Origin of the sequence: Mycobacterium sp. DL592, from assembly GCF_011694515.1 — a bacterium.
Classification (GTDB): Bacteria; Actinomycetota; Actinomycetes; order Mycobacteriales; family Mycobacteriaceae; genus Mycobacterium.
The window spans coordinates 3,090,007-3,108,505 of record NZ_CP050192.1 but is presented as its reverse complement, the minus strand read 5'-3'; the positions used below and the strand labels follow the sequence as shown (position 1 = coordinate 3,108,505).

16 protein-coding genes and 1 pseudogene are annotated in these 18,499 nt (G+C 68.9%); 10 read left to right on the top strand and 7 right to left on the bottom strand.

What is annotated here, in order from left to right; translation table 11 throughout:
- Window positions 1-6 precede the first annotated feature (6 nt).
- Complete coding sequence (locus HBE64_RS14915) at window positions 7-1,761, top strand: proline--tRNA ligase (protein ID WP_167103558.1); 1,755 nt, start codon at window positions 7-9, stop codon at window positions 1,759-1,761.
- Between the two features lie 67 nt (window positions 1,762-1,828).
- On the opposite strand, the gene HBE64_RS14910 is transcribed toward HBE64_RS14915, so the two are convergent.
- Entirely contained in the window at window positions 1,829-2,308 is a 480-nt protein-coding gene (locus HBE64_RS14910; protein WP_167103555.1) for a ferritin-like domain-containing protein, read from the bottom strand.
- A complete protein-coding gene (locus HBE64_RS14905) occupies window positions 2,305-2,832 on the bottom strand; it encodes a hypothetical protein (RefSeq protein WP_243841327.1) in 528 nt (175 codons plus the stop codon). Before HBE64_RS14905 ends, HBE64_RS14910 begins: the two co-directional genes overlap by 4 nt.
- Before the next feature lie 82 nt (window positions 2,833-2,914).
- On the opposite strand from HBE64_RS14905, the gene rimP reads away from it, so the two are divergent.
- From rimP to HBE64_RS14870, 7 genes and pseudogenes are all read left to right on the top strand, one after another.
- On the top strand, window positions 2,915-3,448 hold the full coding sequence (gene rimP, locus HBE64_RS14900) for a ribosome maturation factor RimP (protein WP_167103549.1): 534 nt from the start codon (window positions 2,915-2,917) through the stop codon (window positions 3,446-3,448).
- Entirely contained in the window at window positions 3,445-4,491 is a 1,047-nt protein-coding gene (gene nusA / locus HBE64_RS14895) for a transcription termination factor NusA (protein ID WP_167103546.1), read from the top strand. Before rimP ends, nusA begins: the two co-directional genes overlap by 4 nt.
- Before the next feature lie 2 nt (window positions 4,492-4,493).
- Window positions 4,494-4,886: a YlxR family protein gene (locus HBE64_RS14890; protein WP_371743990.1), complete on the top strand. Its 393-nt coding sequence runs from the start codon at window positions 4,494-4,496 to the stop codon at window positions 4,884-4,886.
- An 80-nt stretch (window positions 4,887-4,966) separates the two neighbouring features.
- Window positions 4,967-7,509 (top strand): annotated as a pseudogene (gene infB / locus HBE64_RS14885) (translation initiation factor IF-2).
- A 72-nt stretch (window positions 7,510-7,581) separates the two neighbouring features.
- A complete protein-coding gene (rbfA, locus tag HBE64_RS14880) occupies window positions 7,582-8,076 on the top strand; it encodes a 30S ribosome-binding factor RbfA (protein WP_167103542.1) in 495 nt (164 codons plus the stop codon).
- The gene (locus HBE64_RS14875; RefSeq protein ID WP_167103539.1) at window positions 8,051-9,049 is read left to right on the top strand and encodes a bifunctional oligoribonuclease/PAP phosphatase NrnA; all 999 of its coding nucleotides are present in this window, start codon (window positions 8,051-8,053) and stop codon (window positions 9,047-9,049) included. The genes rbfA and HBE64_RS14875 overlap by 26 nt, the downstream gene beginning before the upstream one ends.
- A gap of 99 nt (window positions 9,050-9,148) precedes the next feature.
- Entirely contained in the window at window positions 9,149-10,480 is a 1,332-nt protein-coding gene (locus HBE64_RS14870) for an MATE family efflux transporter (protein WP_167103536.1), read from the top strand.
- Between the two features lie 81 nt (window positions 10,481-10,561).
- Here the strand turns inward: HBE64_RS14870 and HBE64_RS14865 are convergent, their stop codons facing one another.
- The 3 genes from HBE64_RS14865 to HBE64_RS14855 form a co-directional block, all read right to left on the bottom strand.
- Window positions 10,562-11,320 carry an enoyl-CoA hydratase gene (locus tag HBE64_RS14865; RefSeq protein ID WP_167103533.1) on the bottom strand — a complete coding sequence of 253 codons (759 nt, stop codon included), beginning with the start codon at window positions 11,318-11,320 and terminating at the stop codon, window positions 10,562-10,564.
- An 88-nt stretch (window positions 11,321-11,408) separates the two neighbouring features.
- Window positions 11,409-12,821, bottom strand: coding sequence for a hypothetical protein (locus HBE64_RS14860; RefSeq protein WP_167103530.1), 1,413 nt, complete (start codon window positions 12,819-12,821; stop codon window positions 11,409-11,411).
- Between the two features lie 128 nt (window positions 12,822-12,949).
- On the bottom strand, window positions 12,950-13,546 hold the full coding sequence (locus tag HBE64_RS14855; RefSeq protein WP_167103527.1) for a TetR/AcrR family transcriptional regulator: 597 nt from the start codon (window positions 13,544-13,546) through the stop codon (window positions 12,950-12,952).
- 108 nt (window positions 13,547-13,654) lie between these two features.
- Here HBE64_RS14855 and HBE64_RS14850 point away from each other — a divergent pair, with 108 nt between their 5' ends.
- Window positions 13,655-13,921, top strand: coding sequence for a DUF2277 family protein (locus tag HBE64_RS14850; protein ID WP_167109221.1), 267 nt, complete (start codon window positions 13,655-13,657; stop codon window positions 13,919-13,921).
- On the top strand, window positions 13,918-14,463 hold the full coding sequence (locus tag HBE64_RS14845; protein WP_167103524.1) for a DUF1802 family protein: 546 nt from the start codon (window positions 13,918-13,920) through the stop codon (window positions 14,461-14,463). Before HBE64_RS14850 ends, HBE64_RS14845 begins: the two co-directional genes overlap by 4 nt.
- On the opposite strand, the gene HBE64_RS14840 is transcribed toward HBE64_RS14845, so the two are convergent.
- A complete protein-coding gene (locus tag HBE64_RS14840) occupies window positions 14,449-16,137 on the bottom strand; it encodes a CocE/NonD family hydrolase (protein WP_243841326.1) in 1,689 nt (562 codons plus the stop codon). The two genes, HBE64_RS14845 and HBE64_RS14840, sit on opposite strands and share 15 nt — an antisense overlap.
- Before the next feature lie 76 nt (window positions 16,138-16,213).
- Window positions 16,214-18,448, bottom strand: coding sequence for an Ig-like domain-containing protein (locus tag HBE64_RS14835; RefSeq protein WP_167103521.1), 2,235 nt, complete (start codon window positions 18,446-18,448; stop codon window positions 16,214-16,216).
- Window positions 18,449-18,499 lie beyond the last annotated feature (51 nt).

Below are 18,499 nucleotides of genomic sequence, written 5' to 3'. Positions count from 1 at the left end.
CCCACTGTGATCACCCGCATGTCCGAGCTGTTCTTGCGCACGCTGCGCGACGACCCGGCCGACGCCGAAGTGCCCAGCCACAAACTGTTGATCCGGGCGGGCTACGTCCGACCGATCGCGCCAGGCCTGTACAGCTGGCTGCCGCTGGGCTTGCGGGTGCTGCGCAAGATCGAGAAGGTCGTGCGCGAGGAGATGGTGGCCATCGGCGGTCAGGAGATCCTGTTCCCGGCGCTGCTGCCCAAGGCGCCGTATGAAACCACCAACCGCTGGACCGAATACGGCGACGGCGTATTCCGTCTCAAGGACCGCCGCGACAACGACTACATGCTCGGACCCACCCACGAAGAGTTCTTCACCTTGACGGTGAAGGGGGAGTACAGCTCCTACAAGGACTTTCCGCTGCTGCTGTTCCAAATCCAGACCAAGTACCGCGACGAGGCCCGGCCCCGGGCCGGCATCCTGCGCGGCCGCGAGTTCGTGATGAAGGACTCGTACTCGTTCGACATCGACGAGGGCGGGCTCAAGAACGCCTACCACGCGCACCGCGACGCCTACCAACGGATGTTCGACCGGCTTGCGATCCGTTACGTGATCGTCTCGGCGGTGTCCGGGGCGATGGGCGGCAGTGCCTCGGAAGAGTTCCTGGCCGAAAGTGAAGTCGGCGAGGACACTTTCGTGCGCTGCCTGCAATCGGGGTATGCCGCCAACGTCGAGGCCGTGACGACCGCGGTGCCCGACGCGATCCCGTTCGACGGCCTGCCCGAGCCGACCGTCCACGACACCGGCGACACCCCGACGATCGCCACCCTGGTGGAGTGGGCCAACTCCGTGGGCCTCGGCCGGGAGATCACCGCGGCGGACACGCTGAAGAACGTGCTGCTGAAGACCCGCCAGCCCGGCGGCGACTGGGAGTTGCTCGCCATCGGCGTGCCCGGCGACCGCGAGGTCGACGACAAGCGGCTCGGCGCCGCACTCGAGCCGGCCGACTACGCGATGCTCGACGACGCCGACTTCGCCAAGTATCCCTTCCTGAAGAAGGGTTACATCGGCCCGAAGGCATTGCTGGCCAACGGTGTTCGCTATCTCGTCGATCCGCGCGTGGTCGACGGTACATCGTGGATCACCGGGGCTGACGAGACCGGCAAGCATGTCGTCGGTCTGGTGGCCGGCCGCGACTTCGTCGCCGACGGCACCATCGAGGCCGCCGAGGTGCGTGACGGCGACCCGTCACCCGACGGTGCCGGGCCGCTGGTGTCGGCGCGCGGTATCGAGATCGGCCACATCTTCCAGTTGGGCCGCAAGTACACCGACGCGTTCTCCGCCGATGTCCTCGGCGAGGACGGCAAGCCGGTGCGGCTGACCATGGGCTCCTACGGCGTGGGCGTGTCGCGACTGGTCGCGGTGATCGCCGAACAGCACCACGACGGGCTCGGTCTGCGCTGGCCGACGTCGGTGTCGCCGTTCGACGTACACGTGGTGATCGCCAACAAGGATGCCGAAGCCCGCACCGGCGCCGAGGAGCTGGCCCGCGACCTCGACCGGCTCGGCCTGGAGGTGCTGCTCGACGACCGCACCGCCTCGCCGGGGGTGAAGTTCAAGGACGCCGAACTTCTCGGCATGCCGTGGATCGTGGTGGTCGGCCGCGGCTGGGCCGACGGAGTGGTGGAACTGCGCAACCGGTTCAGCGGCGACAGTCGGGAAGTCCCGGCCGCGACCGCGGTGGCCGAGATCGCGTCGGCGATCGCCGAGGCTCAGCCCTAAACCCGGCCGACAGTAACCGCACGGCGGCAGAACACAGCTCTGACCGCCGTGGCGTTACTGTCGGCGTTTACTCGCTGCCGCCGGGGAAGGCAGATGTCAGCGGCCACACCCCGAGCACCTGGTTCCAGCGGGCGGCCAGCACCGCGCACTCGGTCAGCGCGGTGACCGCGAACCGGCGGTCGTCCTCGGAACCCGCCTGCTCGATCACCGCACGCCAGGCGACAGCACAGTCGGTCTCCATCTGCACGGCGAGCTTGGCCGCATCCTCGGGCGTCGCGACCGTGAACGGCAGCTGATAGCCGACGGCCGGCAGCGGCGCCTTGGCCGACCGTCCGGTGAGCATTGCGATCGCCGCCTCCCGGCGGTCGCGGTGCTGGGCCAGCGCGTCGGACACCAGCGGGTTCTCCTCCGGTGAGCTGTGCGCCGAGACGATCCCGTAGCCGTAGATCGCGGCGTGTTCGACGGCGACGGCATCGAACAGGGCGCCCTTGTCGGGCTCCGATGGCCGGTCGGGGTCGGGCGTTGCCGAGGGGGTCGGTGAGGTCATTGCGGTCGCTTTCCGGGCGGCAGCGCCACCGAATACAGCGTGGTGCAGGACGCCGCGATCGATCCGAGCAGGCCTGCGCGATACCCGGACAGGGTCGGGGCCAGTTTCTCGGCACTCTCGGCGGAACTGCGCACGGTGGAGACGATCTCGGCGAGGCTCGGCGCGGGGGCGGCTGCCGCCGACATGGTGGTGGTCGACGGACTCGTCGTCGGCACCGGGGTGCGGGCCACGCGGGCGATCTCCTCGAGCAGTGCGGCGGCGTGCCGGGAACGTTCGGTGGCCACCTCGGTGAAGGCCCGGGCCAAAGCGGGTGCGGCGCCGACGGCGGCCGCGGTGGCCAGCTCGCTGTCGTGGCGGGCCAGCTCTACCTGCTGCTCGAGCGGATCGGGACCCGCCGGTTCACCCGATCCACAGGCCGTGATCGCACCGCCGAACAGGGCGAGCAACACCAGGCCGCGACCGCCGTCGGCGAGGACCCGTCGTCGGCTGAGGGCGGCTTCCCCGCCGCTGTCCTGCGTGAGCACCCGAAACATCCTGCCATTGACCCGGGCTGCGCTGGCGTATCGTTGATGGCTGATCAGGACAATTCAAGATGAGGAGCTCGCCGTGACTGGCCGGTCAACGGGATTGCCGTCCCCGCAGCAGGTGATCGAGCTACTCGATGGCGAGTTCGCGCGCGCCGGATACGAAATCGAAGACGTCGCGATCAATACGCGCACCCGTCCGGCTCACATCACCGTGATCGCCGACGGCGACACCCCCCTGGACCTGGAGACCGTCGCTGAACTCGCACGCACCGCATCGGGGCTGCTCGACCAGTTCGACACCGGCGGCGAGCCCTACGTGCTCGAGGTCACCTCGCCCGGGGTGGATCGTCCGCTGACCGAAGAGAAGCACTTCCGCCGCGCGCATGCCCGCCTGGTAGAGGTCGAACTCGAGGACGCCGGTACCGTCAAAGGCCGGCTCGGCGCGGTGTCCGACGGTGTCGTCGACCTGGTGGTGCGCGGCCGCGGCGACTGGACGGTCCGGCGCATCCCCCTTACTGATATTCGCAAAGCCGTTGTGCAGGTGGAGTTTTCGCCACCCAATCCGCGGGAACTCGAGCTGGCCGGAGCTGCCGGAACGGAGGCCGGAGCATGAACATCGACATGGCTGCCCTGCACGCGATCGAGATCGACCGCGGCATCTCGGTCGACGAGTTGCTCGACACCATCAAGTCGGCGTTGCTGACCGCCTATCGGCACACCGAAGGCCACCAGCCCGAGGCGCGCATCGAGATCGACCGCAAGAGCGGTGCCGTCCAGGTGCTCGCCCGCGAAACCGATGAGGACGGCAACCTCATCAGCGAGTGGGACGACACCCCCGAGGGCTTCGGCCGGGTCGCAGCCACCACCGCCCGGCAGGTGATGCTGCAGCGCTTCCGCGACGCCGAGAACGAACGCAGTTACGGCGAGTTCTCCGCCAAGGAGGGCGACATCGTCGCCGGCGTCATCCAGCGCGACAACCGCGCCAACCTGCGCGGCCTGGTCGTGGTGCGCGTCGGCAGCGAGACCAAGGGCGCCGAAGGTGTCATCCCGGCCGCCGAGCAGGTTCCCGGCGAACGCTACGAGCACGGCGAACGGCTGCGCTGCTATGTCGTCGGCGTCAGCCGCGGCGCCCGCGAACCGGTGATCACGCTGTCGCGCACCCACCCGAACCTGGTGCGCAAGCTGTTCTCGTTGGAGGTTCCCGAGATCGCCGACGGCTCGGTCGAGATCGTCGCGGTGGCCCGCGAGGCCGGCCACCGCTCCAAGATCGCAGTGCGCTCACGGGTGTCCGGACTCAACGCCAAGGGCGCCTGCATCGGTCCGATGGGCCAGCGGGTGCGCAATGTGATGAGCGAGCTGTCCGGCGAGAAGATCGACATCATCGACTACGACGAGGACCCGGCCCGGTTCGTCGCCCACGCCCTGTCCCCGGCCAAAGTGGTGTCGGTCAGCGTCATCGACGCCGAGGCCCGGGCGGCCCGCGTCGTGGTGCCGGACTTCCAGCTGTCGCTGGCCATCGGCAAAGAAGGGCAGAACGCCCGGCTGGCGGCGCGGCTGACCGGCTGGCGCATCGACATCCGCAGCGACGCGGCCAACCCGGACGAGGCCGCCGATCCGAGCGCGGCGCACGGCGCCGGGCAGGAACGCCCGACCTGAGGGTGGTACTGAGCAGTGCCGCGGTGACGGTAGACTGTGCCGTGATCCAGCGCGAGACTCCGGCTGCCCAAAACCGGCATCGCCGCACCGAAGGACCGGTGCGAACATGCATCGGGTGCCGGAAGCGAGAGTTGGCCGTCGATCTCCTCCGAGCGGTGGCGGTATCGAACGGGAACGGTCAATTGGCCGTCACCGTTGATACAGCAGGTAATCTCCCGGGGCGGGGTGCGTGGTTGCACCCCGACGATCGGTGCCTTGAGGCAGCGATTCGACGGCGAGCTTTCGCCCGAGCGTTGCGGATCACCGGTTCACCGGACACCACCGCGGTGGGCGAGTACCTCTCGACCGCCACGGCCCATGAAGAACAGGTAGCGAAGAACATGAGCACACCGTGAAGTTCCGACGATGACCATGCGTTGTAGCTAAACCCGAGGCGCGGCCTACCACCGCTGTCGCCTCCTGAGTAGGAGATTCAGTGGCAGCACCAGGTAAGGCCCGCGTACACGAGTTGGCCAAGGAACTCGGTGTCAGTAGTAAGGAAGTTCTCGCCCGCCTGAGCGAACAGGGCGAATTCGTCAAATCCGCGTCGTCGACGGTGGAAGCCCCCGTCAGAGCCAGGCCCCGGCGCCCGCGCCGTCTGAGGCCGGCCCCACGCCGGGCCCGCGTCCCGGCCCGGCCGCACCCAAGCCCGGCATGCCCAAGCCGCCGCGCGTGGGCAACAACCCGTTCTCCAGCGCGCAGCCGGTCGAACGTCCGATCCCGCGTCCGCAAGGTCCGCGTCCCGGCCCCGGTGCCGGCGGCCCGCGCCCCGGCGCCCCCCGCCCGGGTGGCGCGACTCCCGGCAACATGCCGCCGCGTCCCGGCGGCGGTGCCGCACGCCCGGCGCGTCCTGGTGCTCCCCGGCCCGGCGGCGGACCTCGTCCCGGCCCGGGTGCCGGCGGCGGTCGTCCCGGTGGCGGCGGCGGCGGCGGTAACTACCGCACCGGCGGCCCCGGTGGTGCCGGCGGCGGTGCCGGAGCTCCGGCCGGCGGCGGTGGATTCCGCGGTCGCCCCGGTGGTGGCGGTGGCGGTGGTGCCGGCCGCCCAGGCCAGCGTGGTGGCGCAGCCGGTGCGTTCGGTCGCCCGGGTGGTGCACCTCGCCGCGGCCGCAAGTCGAAGCGGGCGAAACGCGCCGAATACGAGAACATGCAGGCTCCGGTCGTCGGTGGCGTGCGGTTGCCGCACGGCAACGGCGAGACCATCCGGCTGGCCCGCGGTGCCTCGCTGAGCGACTTCGCCGAGAAGATCGACGCCAACCCGGCCGCGCTGGTGCAGGCGTTGTTCAACCTTGGCGAGATGGTCACGGCCACCCAGTCGGTGGGCGATGAGACCCTCGAGCTGCTGGGCAGCGAGATGAACTTCAACGTTCAGGTCGTTTCGCCCGAGGACGAGGACCGCGAGCTGCTGGAGTCCTTCGATCTGACCTACGGCGAAGACGAGGGCGGCGAGGACGATCTGGTGATCCGTCCGCCGGTGGTCACCGTCATGGGTCACGTCGACCACGGCAAGACCCGCCTGCTGGACACCATCCGCCAGGCCAGCGTCCGCGAGGGCGAGGCCGGTGGCATCACCCAGCACATCGGTGCCTACCAGGTGGCTGTCGAGCACGACGGCGTCGAGCGTCTGATCACCTTCATCGACACCCCGGGCCACGAGGCGTTCACCGCCATGCGTGCCCGCGGTGCGAAGGCCACCGATATCGCGATCCTGGTGGTCGCCGCCGACGACGGCGTGATGCCGCAGACGGTGGAGGCCATCAACCATGCGCAGGCCGCCGACGTGCCGATCGTGGTCGCGGTCAACAAGATCGACAAGGAGGGCGCCGACCCGGCCAAGATCCGGGCCCAGCTCACCGAGTACAACCTGGTGGCCGAGGAGTACGGCGGCGACACCATGTTCGTCGACATCTCGGCGAAGAACGGAACCAACATCAAGGCGCTCGAGGAAGCGGTCCTGCTGACCGCCGACGCCTCGCTGGACTTGCGGGCCAACCCCGACATGGAAGCCCAGGGTGTCGCGATCGAAGCTCACCTGGACCGCGGTCGCGGCCCGGTGGCCACCGTGCTCATCGCGCGCGGCACGCTGCGCGTCGGCGACTCGGTGGTGGCAGGCGACGCCTACGGGCGTGTGCGCCGCATGGTCGACGAGCACGGCGAGGATGTCGAAGAGGCATACCCGTCGCGTCCGGTTCAGGTCATCGGCTTCACGTCGGTGCCCGGTGCCGGTGACAACTTCCTGGTTGTCGACGAGGACCGCATCGCCCGCCAGATCGCCGACCGGCGCAGCGCGCGTAAGCGCAATGCCCTGGCGGCCCGCGCCCGCAAGCGGATCAGCCTGGAGGACCTGGAGTCGGCGCTGAAGGAAACCAGCCAGCTCAACCTGATCCTCAAGGGCGACAACGCCGGTACCGTCGAGGCGCTCGAGGAGGCCCTGCTGGGCATTCAGGTCGACGACGAGGTCGAGTTGCGGGTCATCGACCGCGGTGTCGGTGGCATCACCGAGACCAACGTCAACCTGGCCTCGGCATCGGATGCGATCATCATCGGCTTCAACGTCCGCGCGGAGGGCAAGGCCACCGAGCTGGCCAACCGTGAGGGCGTCGAGGTTCGCTATTACTCGGTGATCTACCAGGCGATCGACGAGATCGAGAAGGCCCTCAAGGGCATGCTCAAGCCGATCTACGAGGAGAAGGAACTCGGCCGGGCCGAGATCCGGGCGATCTTCCGGTCGTCGAAGGTCGGCAACATCGCCGGCTGCCTCGTCCAGTCGGGCATCATGCGGCGCAACGCCAAGGCGCGGTTGCTGCGTGACAACGTCGTGGTCGCCGAGAACCTCACGGTCTCGTCGCTCAAGCGGGAGAAGGACGACGCCACCGAGGTGCGCGAGGGTTACGAATGCGGTCTGACGCTGACGTACTCCGACATCAAGGAAGGCGACGTCATCGAGACCTACGAGCTGGTCGAGAAGGCGCGGGTCTGATGAACCGCCTGATGAACGAAGTGAAGAAGGCTGTGGCACCAGTGAAGCAGACCAAAGGGCGGAGTTGAGTCCATGGCTGACCCTGCTCGGGCGAAGCGCCTCTCCAAGCGCATCGCCACGATCGTCGCCTCGGCGATCGAGTTCGAGATCAAGGATCCGCCGCTGGCGTTCGTGACGGTCACCGATACCAAGGTGACCGGTGACCTTCACGACGCGACCGTGTTCTACACGGTGCGCGGCAACACCCTTGACGAGGAGCCGGACTACGCCGCCGCGGCGGCGGCGCTGGAACGGGCCAAGGGGACGCTGCGCACCAAGGTCGGTGCCGGCACCGGCGTGCGGTTCACCCCGACTCTGTCGTTCGTGTTGGACAAGGTGCCCGACACTGCGCAGAAGATGGAGGAGCTGCTGGCCCGCGCCCGCGCGGCCGACGCCGACGTGGCCCGGATTCGGGCCGGCGCCACTCCCGCGGGAGACGCGCAGCCGTACCGTGTGGTAGGAGAAGAGGGAAGCCCCTCAGAGCAAGACGACCAGGACGCCGGTGACGACGATCGATTCGACGACTGAGATCACCCGCCTCGACAGGCGGGTGGACGCCCACGGCGCGGTTGAGGTCCTGACCGCTGCGCGGTCGGTTGCCGTGATCTGTCATGTCCATCCCGATGCCGACAGCGTGGGTGCCGGTCTGGCGCTGGCCCTGATCCTCGAGCGCGCGGGCACCGCCGTACAGGTGAGCTTCGCGACACCGTCGACACTGCCGGAGTCGTTGCAGATGCTTCCGGGCGGGCACCTGATGGTGGCGCCCGGCGACATGCGCCCCGACGCCGATCTGGTGGTCACCGTCGACGCGCCGAGCGTCAACCGGCTCGGCGGTCTGGCTGTGCTCACCGAGGGTGGCCGCGAGGTCCTCGTCATCGACCACCACAAATCGAACACCCTGTTCGGCACCGCCAATTACGTTGACCCGAAGGCGGATTCGACCACCATGTTGGTGGCCGACCTGCTCGACGCCTGGGGCAAGCCGATCGACCGCGATGTCGCGTCATGCCTGTACGCCGGGTTGACCATCGACACCGGATCGTTCCGCTGGGCCACCCCCCGGGCGTTGCGGCTGGCGGCCAGGCTGGTCGAACTCGGCGTCGATAACGCCGCGATCAGCCGCGAGCTGTTCGACACCCATCCTTTCGTGTGGCTGCCGCTGCTGTCGCGGGTGCTCGCCACCGCGCAGCTGGTATCCGAGGCGGCACGCGGTGACGGACTGGTGTACGTGGTGGTCACCCATGACGACTGGATGACCAGCCGCTCCGAGGAGATCGAGAGCATCGTGGACATCGTGCGCACCGCGCACGAGGCCGAGGTGGCGGCCGTCTTCAAGGAGATCGAGCCGGCCCACTGGTCGGTGTCGATGCGTGCCAAGAGCTACGACCTGACCACTGTGGCGAGCGGTTTCGGCGGCGGCGGGCACAGACTCGCCGCCGGTTACTCGACCGCAGGCCCGATCGCGGACGTGGTGGCGGAGCTGACCGCCGCCCTCGGCTGACGGCCCTCGCCCACAATCGAGTTTCACCTTTGGTAGCGATCTACTCGCACTTCGAGTGCAAATGGTGAAATTCGATCTCGATGATGACGGCGGTCTGGCTTGACTGACTCAGGCGATGCCGCGTCCCCGCGGCGGATCGCGGCGTTGGCAATACCGGCCCTCGGCGTTCTGGCCGCCGAACCCCTCTACCTGTTGTTCGACCTCGCGATCGTCGGACGGCTGGGCGCGGTGGCCCTTGCCGGGTTGGCCATCGGCGGGCTGATCCTGTCCGTAGTGAGCTCGCAGCTCACCTTCCTGTCGTATGGCACCACGGCCCGTGCGGCGCGGTTCTTCGGCGCCGGCAACCGGCCCGCGGCAGTCGGTGAGGGGGTACAGGCCACCTGGCTGGCCTTCGCCATGGGGGCGGTGATCGTGGCCGCCGTCGAACTCGCCGCGGTGCCTCTGGTCTTGGCGATCGCCGGGGGCAAGTCCGGGGGCGGGGACATCGCGGCTGCCGCGCTGCCCTGGGTACGCATCGCGATCTTCGGGGTGCCGGCGATCCTGGTGTCGGCGGCCGGCAACGGCTGGATGCGCGGTGTGCAGGACACCATGCGGCCGCTTCGCTACGTGCTCGTCGGATTCGGCACCTCCGCGGTGCTGTGCCCGCTGCTGGTCTACGGCTGGCTGGGGCTGCCGCGCCTGGAGCTGGGGGGCTCGGCGGTGGCCAACCTGGTGGGGCAGTGGCTGGCCGCGGTGTTGTTCTGCAGCGCACTACTTTCCGAGAAGGTGCCGCTGCGGGTGGACCTGTCGGTGTTGCGGGCGCAGGTCGTCATGGGTCGTGATCTGGTGGTGCGGACCCTGGCGTTCCAGGCGTGCTTCGTCTCGGCGGCCGCGGTGGCCGCACGGTTCGGTGCCGCCGCGGTGGCCGCCCACCAGGTGGTGCTGCAGCTGTGGAATTTCCTTGCGCTGGTGCTTGATTCGCTGGCGATCGCCGCGCAGTCGTTGGTCGGCGCGGCGCTCGGGGCGGGCAGCGCCGAGCACGCCAAGTCGGTGGCGTGGCGGGTGACGACGTTCTCGACGATCGCCGCGGCGGGGTTGGCGACCGTTTTCGCGGTGGGTGCCTCGGTGTTGCCCGCACTGTTCACCGACGACCGCTCGGTGCTCGACGCGATCGGGGTGCCGTGGTGGTTCATGGTGGCCCAGTTGCCGATCGCCGGCATCGTCTTCGCCCTCGACGGGGTGCTGCTGGGGGCTGGCGACGCGGCGTTCATGCGCAGCGCGACGTTGATCAGCGCGCTGGTCGGCTTCCTGCCGCTGATCTGGCTGTCGCTGGTGTTCGGGTGGGGCCTTGTCGGCATCTGGGCCGGGCTGAGCGCCTTCATGGTGCTGCGCCTGGTGTTCGTGGGCTGGCGGGCGTTTTCCGGGCGCTGGCTGGTGACCGGAGTCAGTTGACGGCGCCCCGCGTTGAGTGAGAACCTACGCACACAAAGTGCGAGTAAACCTCTGCGAGGTTTCTCACTCAACGCATCCAGGCTAATTGACCTGGGCGCGGCCCCGCTCGATCACCGAGGCACGGCTGGCCGCGATGTCGTCGCCGCTGGCCTGGGCCATCCACGCCTTGGCCGAGGCCGCTTCGATCCATAGACCGGAGTTGGTCTGATCCTCGTCGATGCGGTGATAGGACGCCAGCAGCGCGCGCACCGCCTTCTGGTTGTTGCCCACGATCGCGGAGGCGATGGCCCGCGCGGTCGGCAACAACTCCTCGTGCGGCACCACCTGGGTGACCAGGCCGGCCCGCAACGCATCGTCGGCGGACAGGTAGTCACCGGTCAGGCTCATCCGGCGGGCCAGCCCCACGCCCACCTTCTGCGGCAGCCGCACGCTCAAGCCCCAGGTCGGCAGTAGGCCCACCCGGGCGTGGGTGTCGGCGAAGCGCGCCCGTTCGGAGGCGATCAGGATGTCGCAGTACAACGCCAGTTCGAGGCCGCCGGTCACCGCCGCGCCGTTGATCGCACCGATCACCGGCTTGGTCATCGGCGGCCATTTCGGCGAGATGTCCGGCAGTTCAGTGGTGTCGCCGAGTTCCTTGAGGTCCAGACCGGCGCAGAACACCGGGTCGGCGCCGGTGAAGATCACCACGTCGACATCGTCGTCGGCCTCGGCTTCACGCAGTGCCGCGAAGAACTGCGTCCGCAGCGCCGACGAGAGCGCGTTGCGGGAGCCGGGCCGGTTGAGGGTGATGGTGCGGACCCGGTCGGTGGTGTCGATGAGCAGAATGGCGTCGCTGGTCATAGCGACACCGTAGTGGCACCGTCTTCGGTCACCGGGAAGGGCCTGGCTCCGGGGCCTGCCGGGCTCTCGTGTCCCTGATCCGGTGGGTTCAGTTGTCGGACGCGCGGGCCGAGCGGCCTGCCGAGGTCTGCGACGACTTCGTGTTGTCGCGTCCCGAGGAGTTGGCGGATGGATCCGCGCTGACGGTTGGCGGCGGTGGCGGCGGGAAGAACGGCAGGCCCGCGGCCGGCAGCGGCAGGTTGATGACAGGAAGCCCGGATCCGGGCAGCTGCGGGCGCGGTGTCGGGAAGCTGGGCCGCGGCCCGCCGCCGGTCGAGGTCACGCGTCCCGGGGCCGCGGTGATGCAGCTCGGCTGGCTCAGGCACGGCGCCTGCCCCGACCTCGGCGGCGTAGCCGGCCGTGCTCCCTCGGCGATCTGGTTCCGCAGGTCCGGTACGGCAACCGGGACCACAGCGTTGCCGGGATCTTGTGCTGCCGTTGACGATTCGACCGGCGGGGTGGCGGGCGACGGGCAGGTGTCGATCTTGGCCTGCAGGCGCGCCTGAAGCGTCGAGATGCCGCCCTCGTTGCCCATGTGCTGCGCGACGCTCTGCACGCCGGCGACGGGGTGCACCGAGCAGCCGTGGACCTCCACGACACCGCCGTAGGCTGGCGCGCCGCCGAAGGTGGGGTAGTACCAGGCCAGCCACATCTGCTCGGCTGCGACGGGCTTGCTGGCCTCGATGACGGCGGTTAGATCCTGCTCGGCGGTGGCCGGATCGTGCGTCATGACCTCCATCGCGCGGACCGCTCCGGTGTCCACCCGCATCCCGAAGACATCGAGGGGAACCTGGTCGACCAGCCGCGTGACCGCGGTCTGCTGGTCGGCAGTGAACGGGAAGTTGACCACCAGGCGGGGGTTCTGCCGTGACGGTGTGACCGGGGAGACCGACACCGTCAGGCCGGTCTGGTCCGCGGTGTGGCGGACGACGTCGAGCAACACATCCCCGGGACCGTGGCCCTGATCGATGGATAGCTGATTGGTGGTGCCGTCGTCGCTGCGGAACCAGTCGATCCGCCCGTCGGTGCCCGCGGCCATCGTGCGCAGTTCGGCGGCGTCGTCGGCGGCCTGGGTCGGGTCGAAGTGTGCTTGCCTGCGCAGCGTCACCGGCCGGTCCGGTGTCACCCAGAACTGGACGTTCTGGGTGTAGTTCGAGATCAGGCCGATGCGGTTGGAGTCGATGCGGTCGGCGATGTCGACAAGTTGCTGGTGGGTAGCGGTCGGCACGTCGACGGCGATGTTGAAGATCACGCCCTCGGCGTAGCTCTCCTCGTGGTAGACCCACGCGTCGGCGACCCCGGGCATCGACAGCAACGAGGACTGCAGGTCATTGGCAACTTGGGTGAGGCTGCCCGGCGAACCGCAGCCGGGTGCTGTCGCGGTGACACCGATCAGGAGGGCGACGGCCGACGCAATGCGCGTCGTGCGTCGGCGTCGGGCGCCCAAACGTGCCGGATTCACAGACGTGCGCCTCCAGCCTTCTCGTCAAGACATTCGGCGCTAAATCTACACGTGCGACAGATAAAACGGTGCAACGTTGGCACCATTGAGCAGGAGATATCGAGTTCGCGCCGGTAGGCGCGGCGGCCTTAGGCCCGATCGGAGTCCAGCGGCGGCAGCGTCGCAGCGGTCAACACCCACTGGCCGATGATCGTCGCGGTGAGGATTTCCTCGCCGGCGCCCGATCCCACCCCTGTCGCCGCGGACCGGCACAGCTGCCTGACCTCGTCGGCGATCCCGGTGATCATGGGCGCGATTTCGGCCAGCCGACGGCTCTGGGCCAGAGAGGTGCCCAGCAGGGCGCAGGCGAATCGAACCTCATCGTCGCTGGTACGGCCGCTCAACAGCCCCGCTGTTGAGCCGGTCCAGTTGGTCAGGACGATCTCTCGGGCCCGCTCGAGGGAGGCTTGGTACAGCGGCGCCTTGCCGGCGAAATAGTGGTGCACCGCGGGACGGGTGACGTCGACGAGGTCGGCGACCTCCTTGAGGGTGGCCGCGTCGTAGCCGCGGGCGGCAAAGACCTGAATCCCGGCAGCGACGATCATCTGGCGGCGCGCGTCGCTGTTGGAACCGCGGGGACGGCCCACCCGGCGGGTGCCCACGGGCGGCACCGGACGCAGAGCGCGCTCAGCAGGGCGTTGCTGCGGGGTATACGGTGCGTCGGCCAGAGCCAGCCTGGAAGCCATGTCGGCCACGGTAAGACGCGAACGTGTGAGCCAGATGTGTGCGGCCTAGCAATCGACTCAGAGGCTCCGGCGGTGAATTCAGGCCTGATCGGGGGCATGCTGGACGTCATGTGTCGCAACATCACCGAACTGCGCGGCCTCGAGCCTGCGGCCACTGCCGAGGAGATCACCGCGGCGGCCCGGCAGTACGTGCGCAAGGTCAGTGGCATCACCAGGCCCACCGACGCGGTGTCCGCGGAGTTCGAAGCCGCGGTGGCCGACGTGGCGGCGGCCACCACCCGGCTGCTGGCCGGGTTGCCGGCGCGCAGGCAGCCGCCGAAGACCGTTCCACCGCTGCGCCGTCCCGAGGTTCGGGCGCGGATGACGGCGGGATGACCCCCGCCCTCAAAGAGTGGAGCGCGGTGGTCCACGGGTTACTCGACGGCCGACAGACGGTCCTGCTGCGTAAGGGCGGTATCCACGAGAAGCGGTTCGCGCTGGCGGCCGAGGAATTCCTGTTGTTCCCGACCGTCGCGCACAGCCATACCGAACGGGTGCGCCCGCAGCATCGCGACCTGTTGTCCGCGGCCGCACCGGACAGCACCGAGAACCAGGTGGTTGTCCGCGCCGCCGCGAAAGTCGTTGCCGCCGTGGCTGTTCAACGCGAAGAAGGTCTCGCCGACATCGAAGACCTGCACATCTGGACCGCCGAGTCGGTGCGCGCCGACCGGCTGGACTTCCGGCCCCGGCACCGGCTGACGGTGTTGGTGGTGCAGGCCAGCCCGCTCGTCGCGCCGATCACGCTCAGGCGCGAAGCGCAGTACGGCGGGTGTACCAGCTGGGTGCAGCTGCCGGCCGCGGCCCGGCTCGCCGGCCCGGTGCACGACAGCGACACGCTGGCCGCCACTGCCGAGCGGGTGCGCTCAGCCGTCAGCTGACGGAGGTCCGGCCGAGGCGGGCATGATCAGCCGCGAGAGCCCTCCGCTCCCGTGGTGGACGGTGTGGCGCGACGCCACCATCCGGTGCCCGCTGATCGCCGGCTCGCCGGTACCCAGATTGCGGGCGTAGCGGGGGTGCGAGCCGCCTGCCACCAGGACCCGAAGGCGGGTGCCGGCCCGGAACCGGTGGGCGATCGCGTCGAGTTCGATGCGGATCAGGCCGTCCGGGTTGGCGGTGAACCGGCGGTAGCCGTCGCTGACATTGCGCGAGCGGCCCTGCGCGTCGACCTCGCTGATCCGGACGAACAGGTCGAAGTGCCCGATATCGGACTCGTGGGTCAATTCGATCACCGGGTTGCCGCACACGTAGAGGTCGGCGTCGAGCGGTCCGCTGGTGAAGCTCAGCACGTCGCCGCGCTGGGCCAGTGCGGTGTCGTCGCGGTATCCGCTGATGCGCGCCAGGAGCCGGCCACCCACTGTCGGCGTCGGATCGGCGGGGTCGTAGCGGAAGGTCGACGGCCCGGCCTCGGGCGCGGGCGCGGTGGCGGCCAGCCGTCCGGCCGGCTGCAGGTACATCACTCCCTCGCCGGTGGCCGGCGGCCAGTCCGGCAGGTCGACCCAGCCGTGGTGATCGATGTGGACATGCACCCGGCCCGGCCGCGGCGGGGTCGGCACCTTCGCCAGGTGCGCACCCAACCAGGTCAGCGTCTCGTTGGCGGCGAGTCCCGCGGCCTTGGTCACCATGTCGGAATGCGTCCACGGCCCGATCGTCATCGCCACGTCGACACCGCGGCCGTGCAGGTGCTGGAACTGGTGGATCGTCTGGTCCAGAAAGAGGTCCTGCCAGCCGGTGAGCAGCAGCACCGGCACGTCGCAGCGCTCCAGTGCCGTCGTCATCCGCATGGTCTCCCAGAACGGGTCGTCGGCCTCGGGGTGCTCGATCCACGACTCGTACCAGGGCGATCCGGTGCCGAGGAAGGCGCGGCCGGCGCCGCCGAGCGGAAGCCCGTGCACCCCGCGCTCCAGCCGGCGCCCGGAGCGGACCTGATAGGCCAGCCGCCGCAGCGGGGGAGCCTCCTGGTGGGCCACCATGTCCGACCAGCCGAGGAAGTCGTTGAGCGAGAACGCGCCGGTGCCCCAGGACGAGGTGTGGAAGTCGTGCGGGCCCACCGTGATCACCGCCGCGGCCAGCTCCGGTGGCGGGTCGGCCAGCAGTGCCCACTGGGTGTACCCCAGGTACGACAGCCCGATCGTCGCGAAAGTGCCTGTGAACCAAGGCTGTTCGCGCAACCACACCACGGTGTCGGCGGCGTCGGGGGCCTCGTGGACCATCGGCACGAACTCGCCGCCGGAACCGAATGTGCCGCGCACGCTCTGCAGCACCACGTGGTAGCCGCGGGCGGCGTACAGCTGGGCGTAGATCAGGGAGAACGGGAACGACCGGCCGTAGGGCCCGCGGACCAGGATGGTGCCCAGCGGGGCGTCGGTCAGCGGTGCGTAATGGGTGGCCCGCAGGTCGACGCCGTCGCGCATCGGGATGGTGACCCGGTGGTCGACGACGTAGTCGGTGCTCGGCGCCGGGAGCCGCAGCGCACGGCTCACCGCGCGATCGGCGAACTGGCGGACCCGGGTGCGTGCCGGGAGATAGTTGCCGCGCGCAACGGTGTTGGTCACGTTGTCCACCATATGCAGCGTGGGCACTGCGACGCGGCCCGCATCAGGATTCCTGTGCGGGCCGCGTCGGCGGCGATCAGTTGAGGGTGATGACCGACAGCTGGTCGTTGTCCGCCTCGGAGAAGTACAGCGTGTGCCCGTCGGCACTCACGTCGACCCCGACGAGCGGACCGTTGGTGAGGTCGCCGAGGTTGGTGATGATGGTGTTGGTCGTCGTATCGACGGCCGTGACGCCGCCGCCGGTGCCGGCTATGTAGACGACGCTGCCGTCGGGGCTCACGGTGATGGGGCCGGGAAGCCCGGGAATCGAGACCTTGCCGAGGAAGGTCAGTGTGGCAGCGTCGTACACCGCGAGGCTCCCGGCGATTCCGCCGGCGACATATAGTCGCGTGCCGTCGGGGCTCAGTGCGGTGGACCGGATCAGGGCCGAACCCGTCGAACCCAGCGGTTTGGTCAGCGCGACCACTTCCAAACTGGTGTCGATGATCGACAGCGTGCCGCCCCGGTTGACCGTGTAGACCTTGCTGCCGTCGGCGCTCATCAGCAGTGTGGTCGCCGCCGCACTGATCGTCGGCCCGACGATGTTGTTGACGACGTCGACCACGGTCACCCCACCGGTCGCGGAGCTCACGTACAGCTTGCCGCCGTCAGGTGTCAGGACCAGCTGTTCGGTCTGGCCGCCGGTGGTGATGGTGGTGACGGTGTCAGCGACGGTGTCGACAGCGGTGATCGTGGTGTCCTGGTTGGCGACATAGGCCTTGGTGCCGTCGGCGTTGACCGCCAGGCCCAGCGGCGCTTGACCCATGGCGTACTCGCGAAGCTTTGCGCCGGTCTTGGTGTCGTAGATCGCCAGGGTGCCGTTCGCGTCCGTGGAACTCTGGATGGTAACGAAGGCTCGGGTTCCGGCGCTGTTCAGCACGATCGAGACGGGCCTGCCGCCCTGGATGGGGATGGCGTTCGAGCTGGTGAAATGCGCTGGTGCGACGGTGATTCCAGCGACGGCGGAGGTGCTGGGTGTGTTCACGCCGTAGGATGCGGAGATGGTGAACCCGTCGGTCACCGTCGTCGCGCTCAGGCCGGCCAGGATCTGGCTGGCTTGAGTGGGGGTGTAGGTCCAGGTGTACTGACCGCTGGCGACGTCATATCCGAGAGTGACGCTGCCATGGGTGGGATTGCCGGCGCTGACGCTGACGGGATCGCCCTCGGAATCGGTGACCGTGAAGCGCCCGGTCACGATGCCGTTGGCGTTCGGCGTGCTCGGACCCGAGACGGCTGTGATCACCGGCGCCTGGTTGACGTGTTCGGGCACAACGACATTCACGGCCTCGGTGGTCGAATGTCCGGTCTGATTGAACAAGTCGAACAGATGGAAGTGCAGGTGGAAACCGGTGTCGCTGATCTGTACCTGGAAGCTGTCGGGCCCGGTGTAGCCGACCACCGGGGTGTAGGTGAACGTGCCGTCGGCGTTGACTTTGGCCAGTCCGTGTTCACCCTGGATGACGGTGTAGGTCAGGGTGTCTCCGTCGTAGTCGGTGGCGTTGAGATTGCCGGTGATCTGGCCCTGGGCGTTGGGTGTGGAGCTGACGTTGGGGGTGCCTGCGGTGGGGGTTTCGTTGGCGACGAAGGATTCGATGCGGCGGTAGAGGCCCCAGATACCGGCGAGGATCGGGTTGGGTGCCGGGTCACCGGGTGAGGGAGTGGCCAGTGGGTTGTAGCCGAACACACTCAGCACCCCGGCCACGAGAGCCCGGATCGGCCGGAACGGGGTGCTGGTGGTCGCCGCGGCGGTGTTGGTGGTCTGCGCCGCGACGGCTGTCTTGACGGTGCTCACGACGACCGCAGCCGGGGCCGCAGGTTCATCCGTGCCGGCCGCCGGGGTGGTCGTCTGCTGAGCAGAGCCGGTGTACACCGCAGGCGCGGAGGCCTGTTGTGCGCTCTGCTGCGATTCGGCGGTATCGGAGACCGTGGTGACTTCGACTGTATTGCTGGCCTTTTCGTCGTTCGTGTCGGTGACGCCCTTGAAGCTCGCCCGTCCGGTCGTCGCGGCCGCTGCGCCGGGTAAATCGTTCTGGTGCTCCGATGCCGACCCTGACGGATCCTTGGTCCGGCTGCGTGCCGAGGAGCCGGTGGACTTCTTCGCCGGTGTCGAGGCCGAACTCGACGAGGATTGGGTGCTCGTCGGCGCGGCGGAGGCGATGTAGGGCGCGTAGGTGGTCACGGCGACGCCGATGCCCAGGGCGACTGCGAGTGCGCCCACTCTGCCGACATGCTGTGCGTACACCGATTGACGGGAAGTCGACACGATGGTCATGAGGGTCTCCTTGTTTCGAAAGTGCTTGACGGTCGGTGGGTTACGGGATGT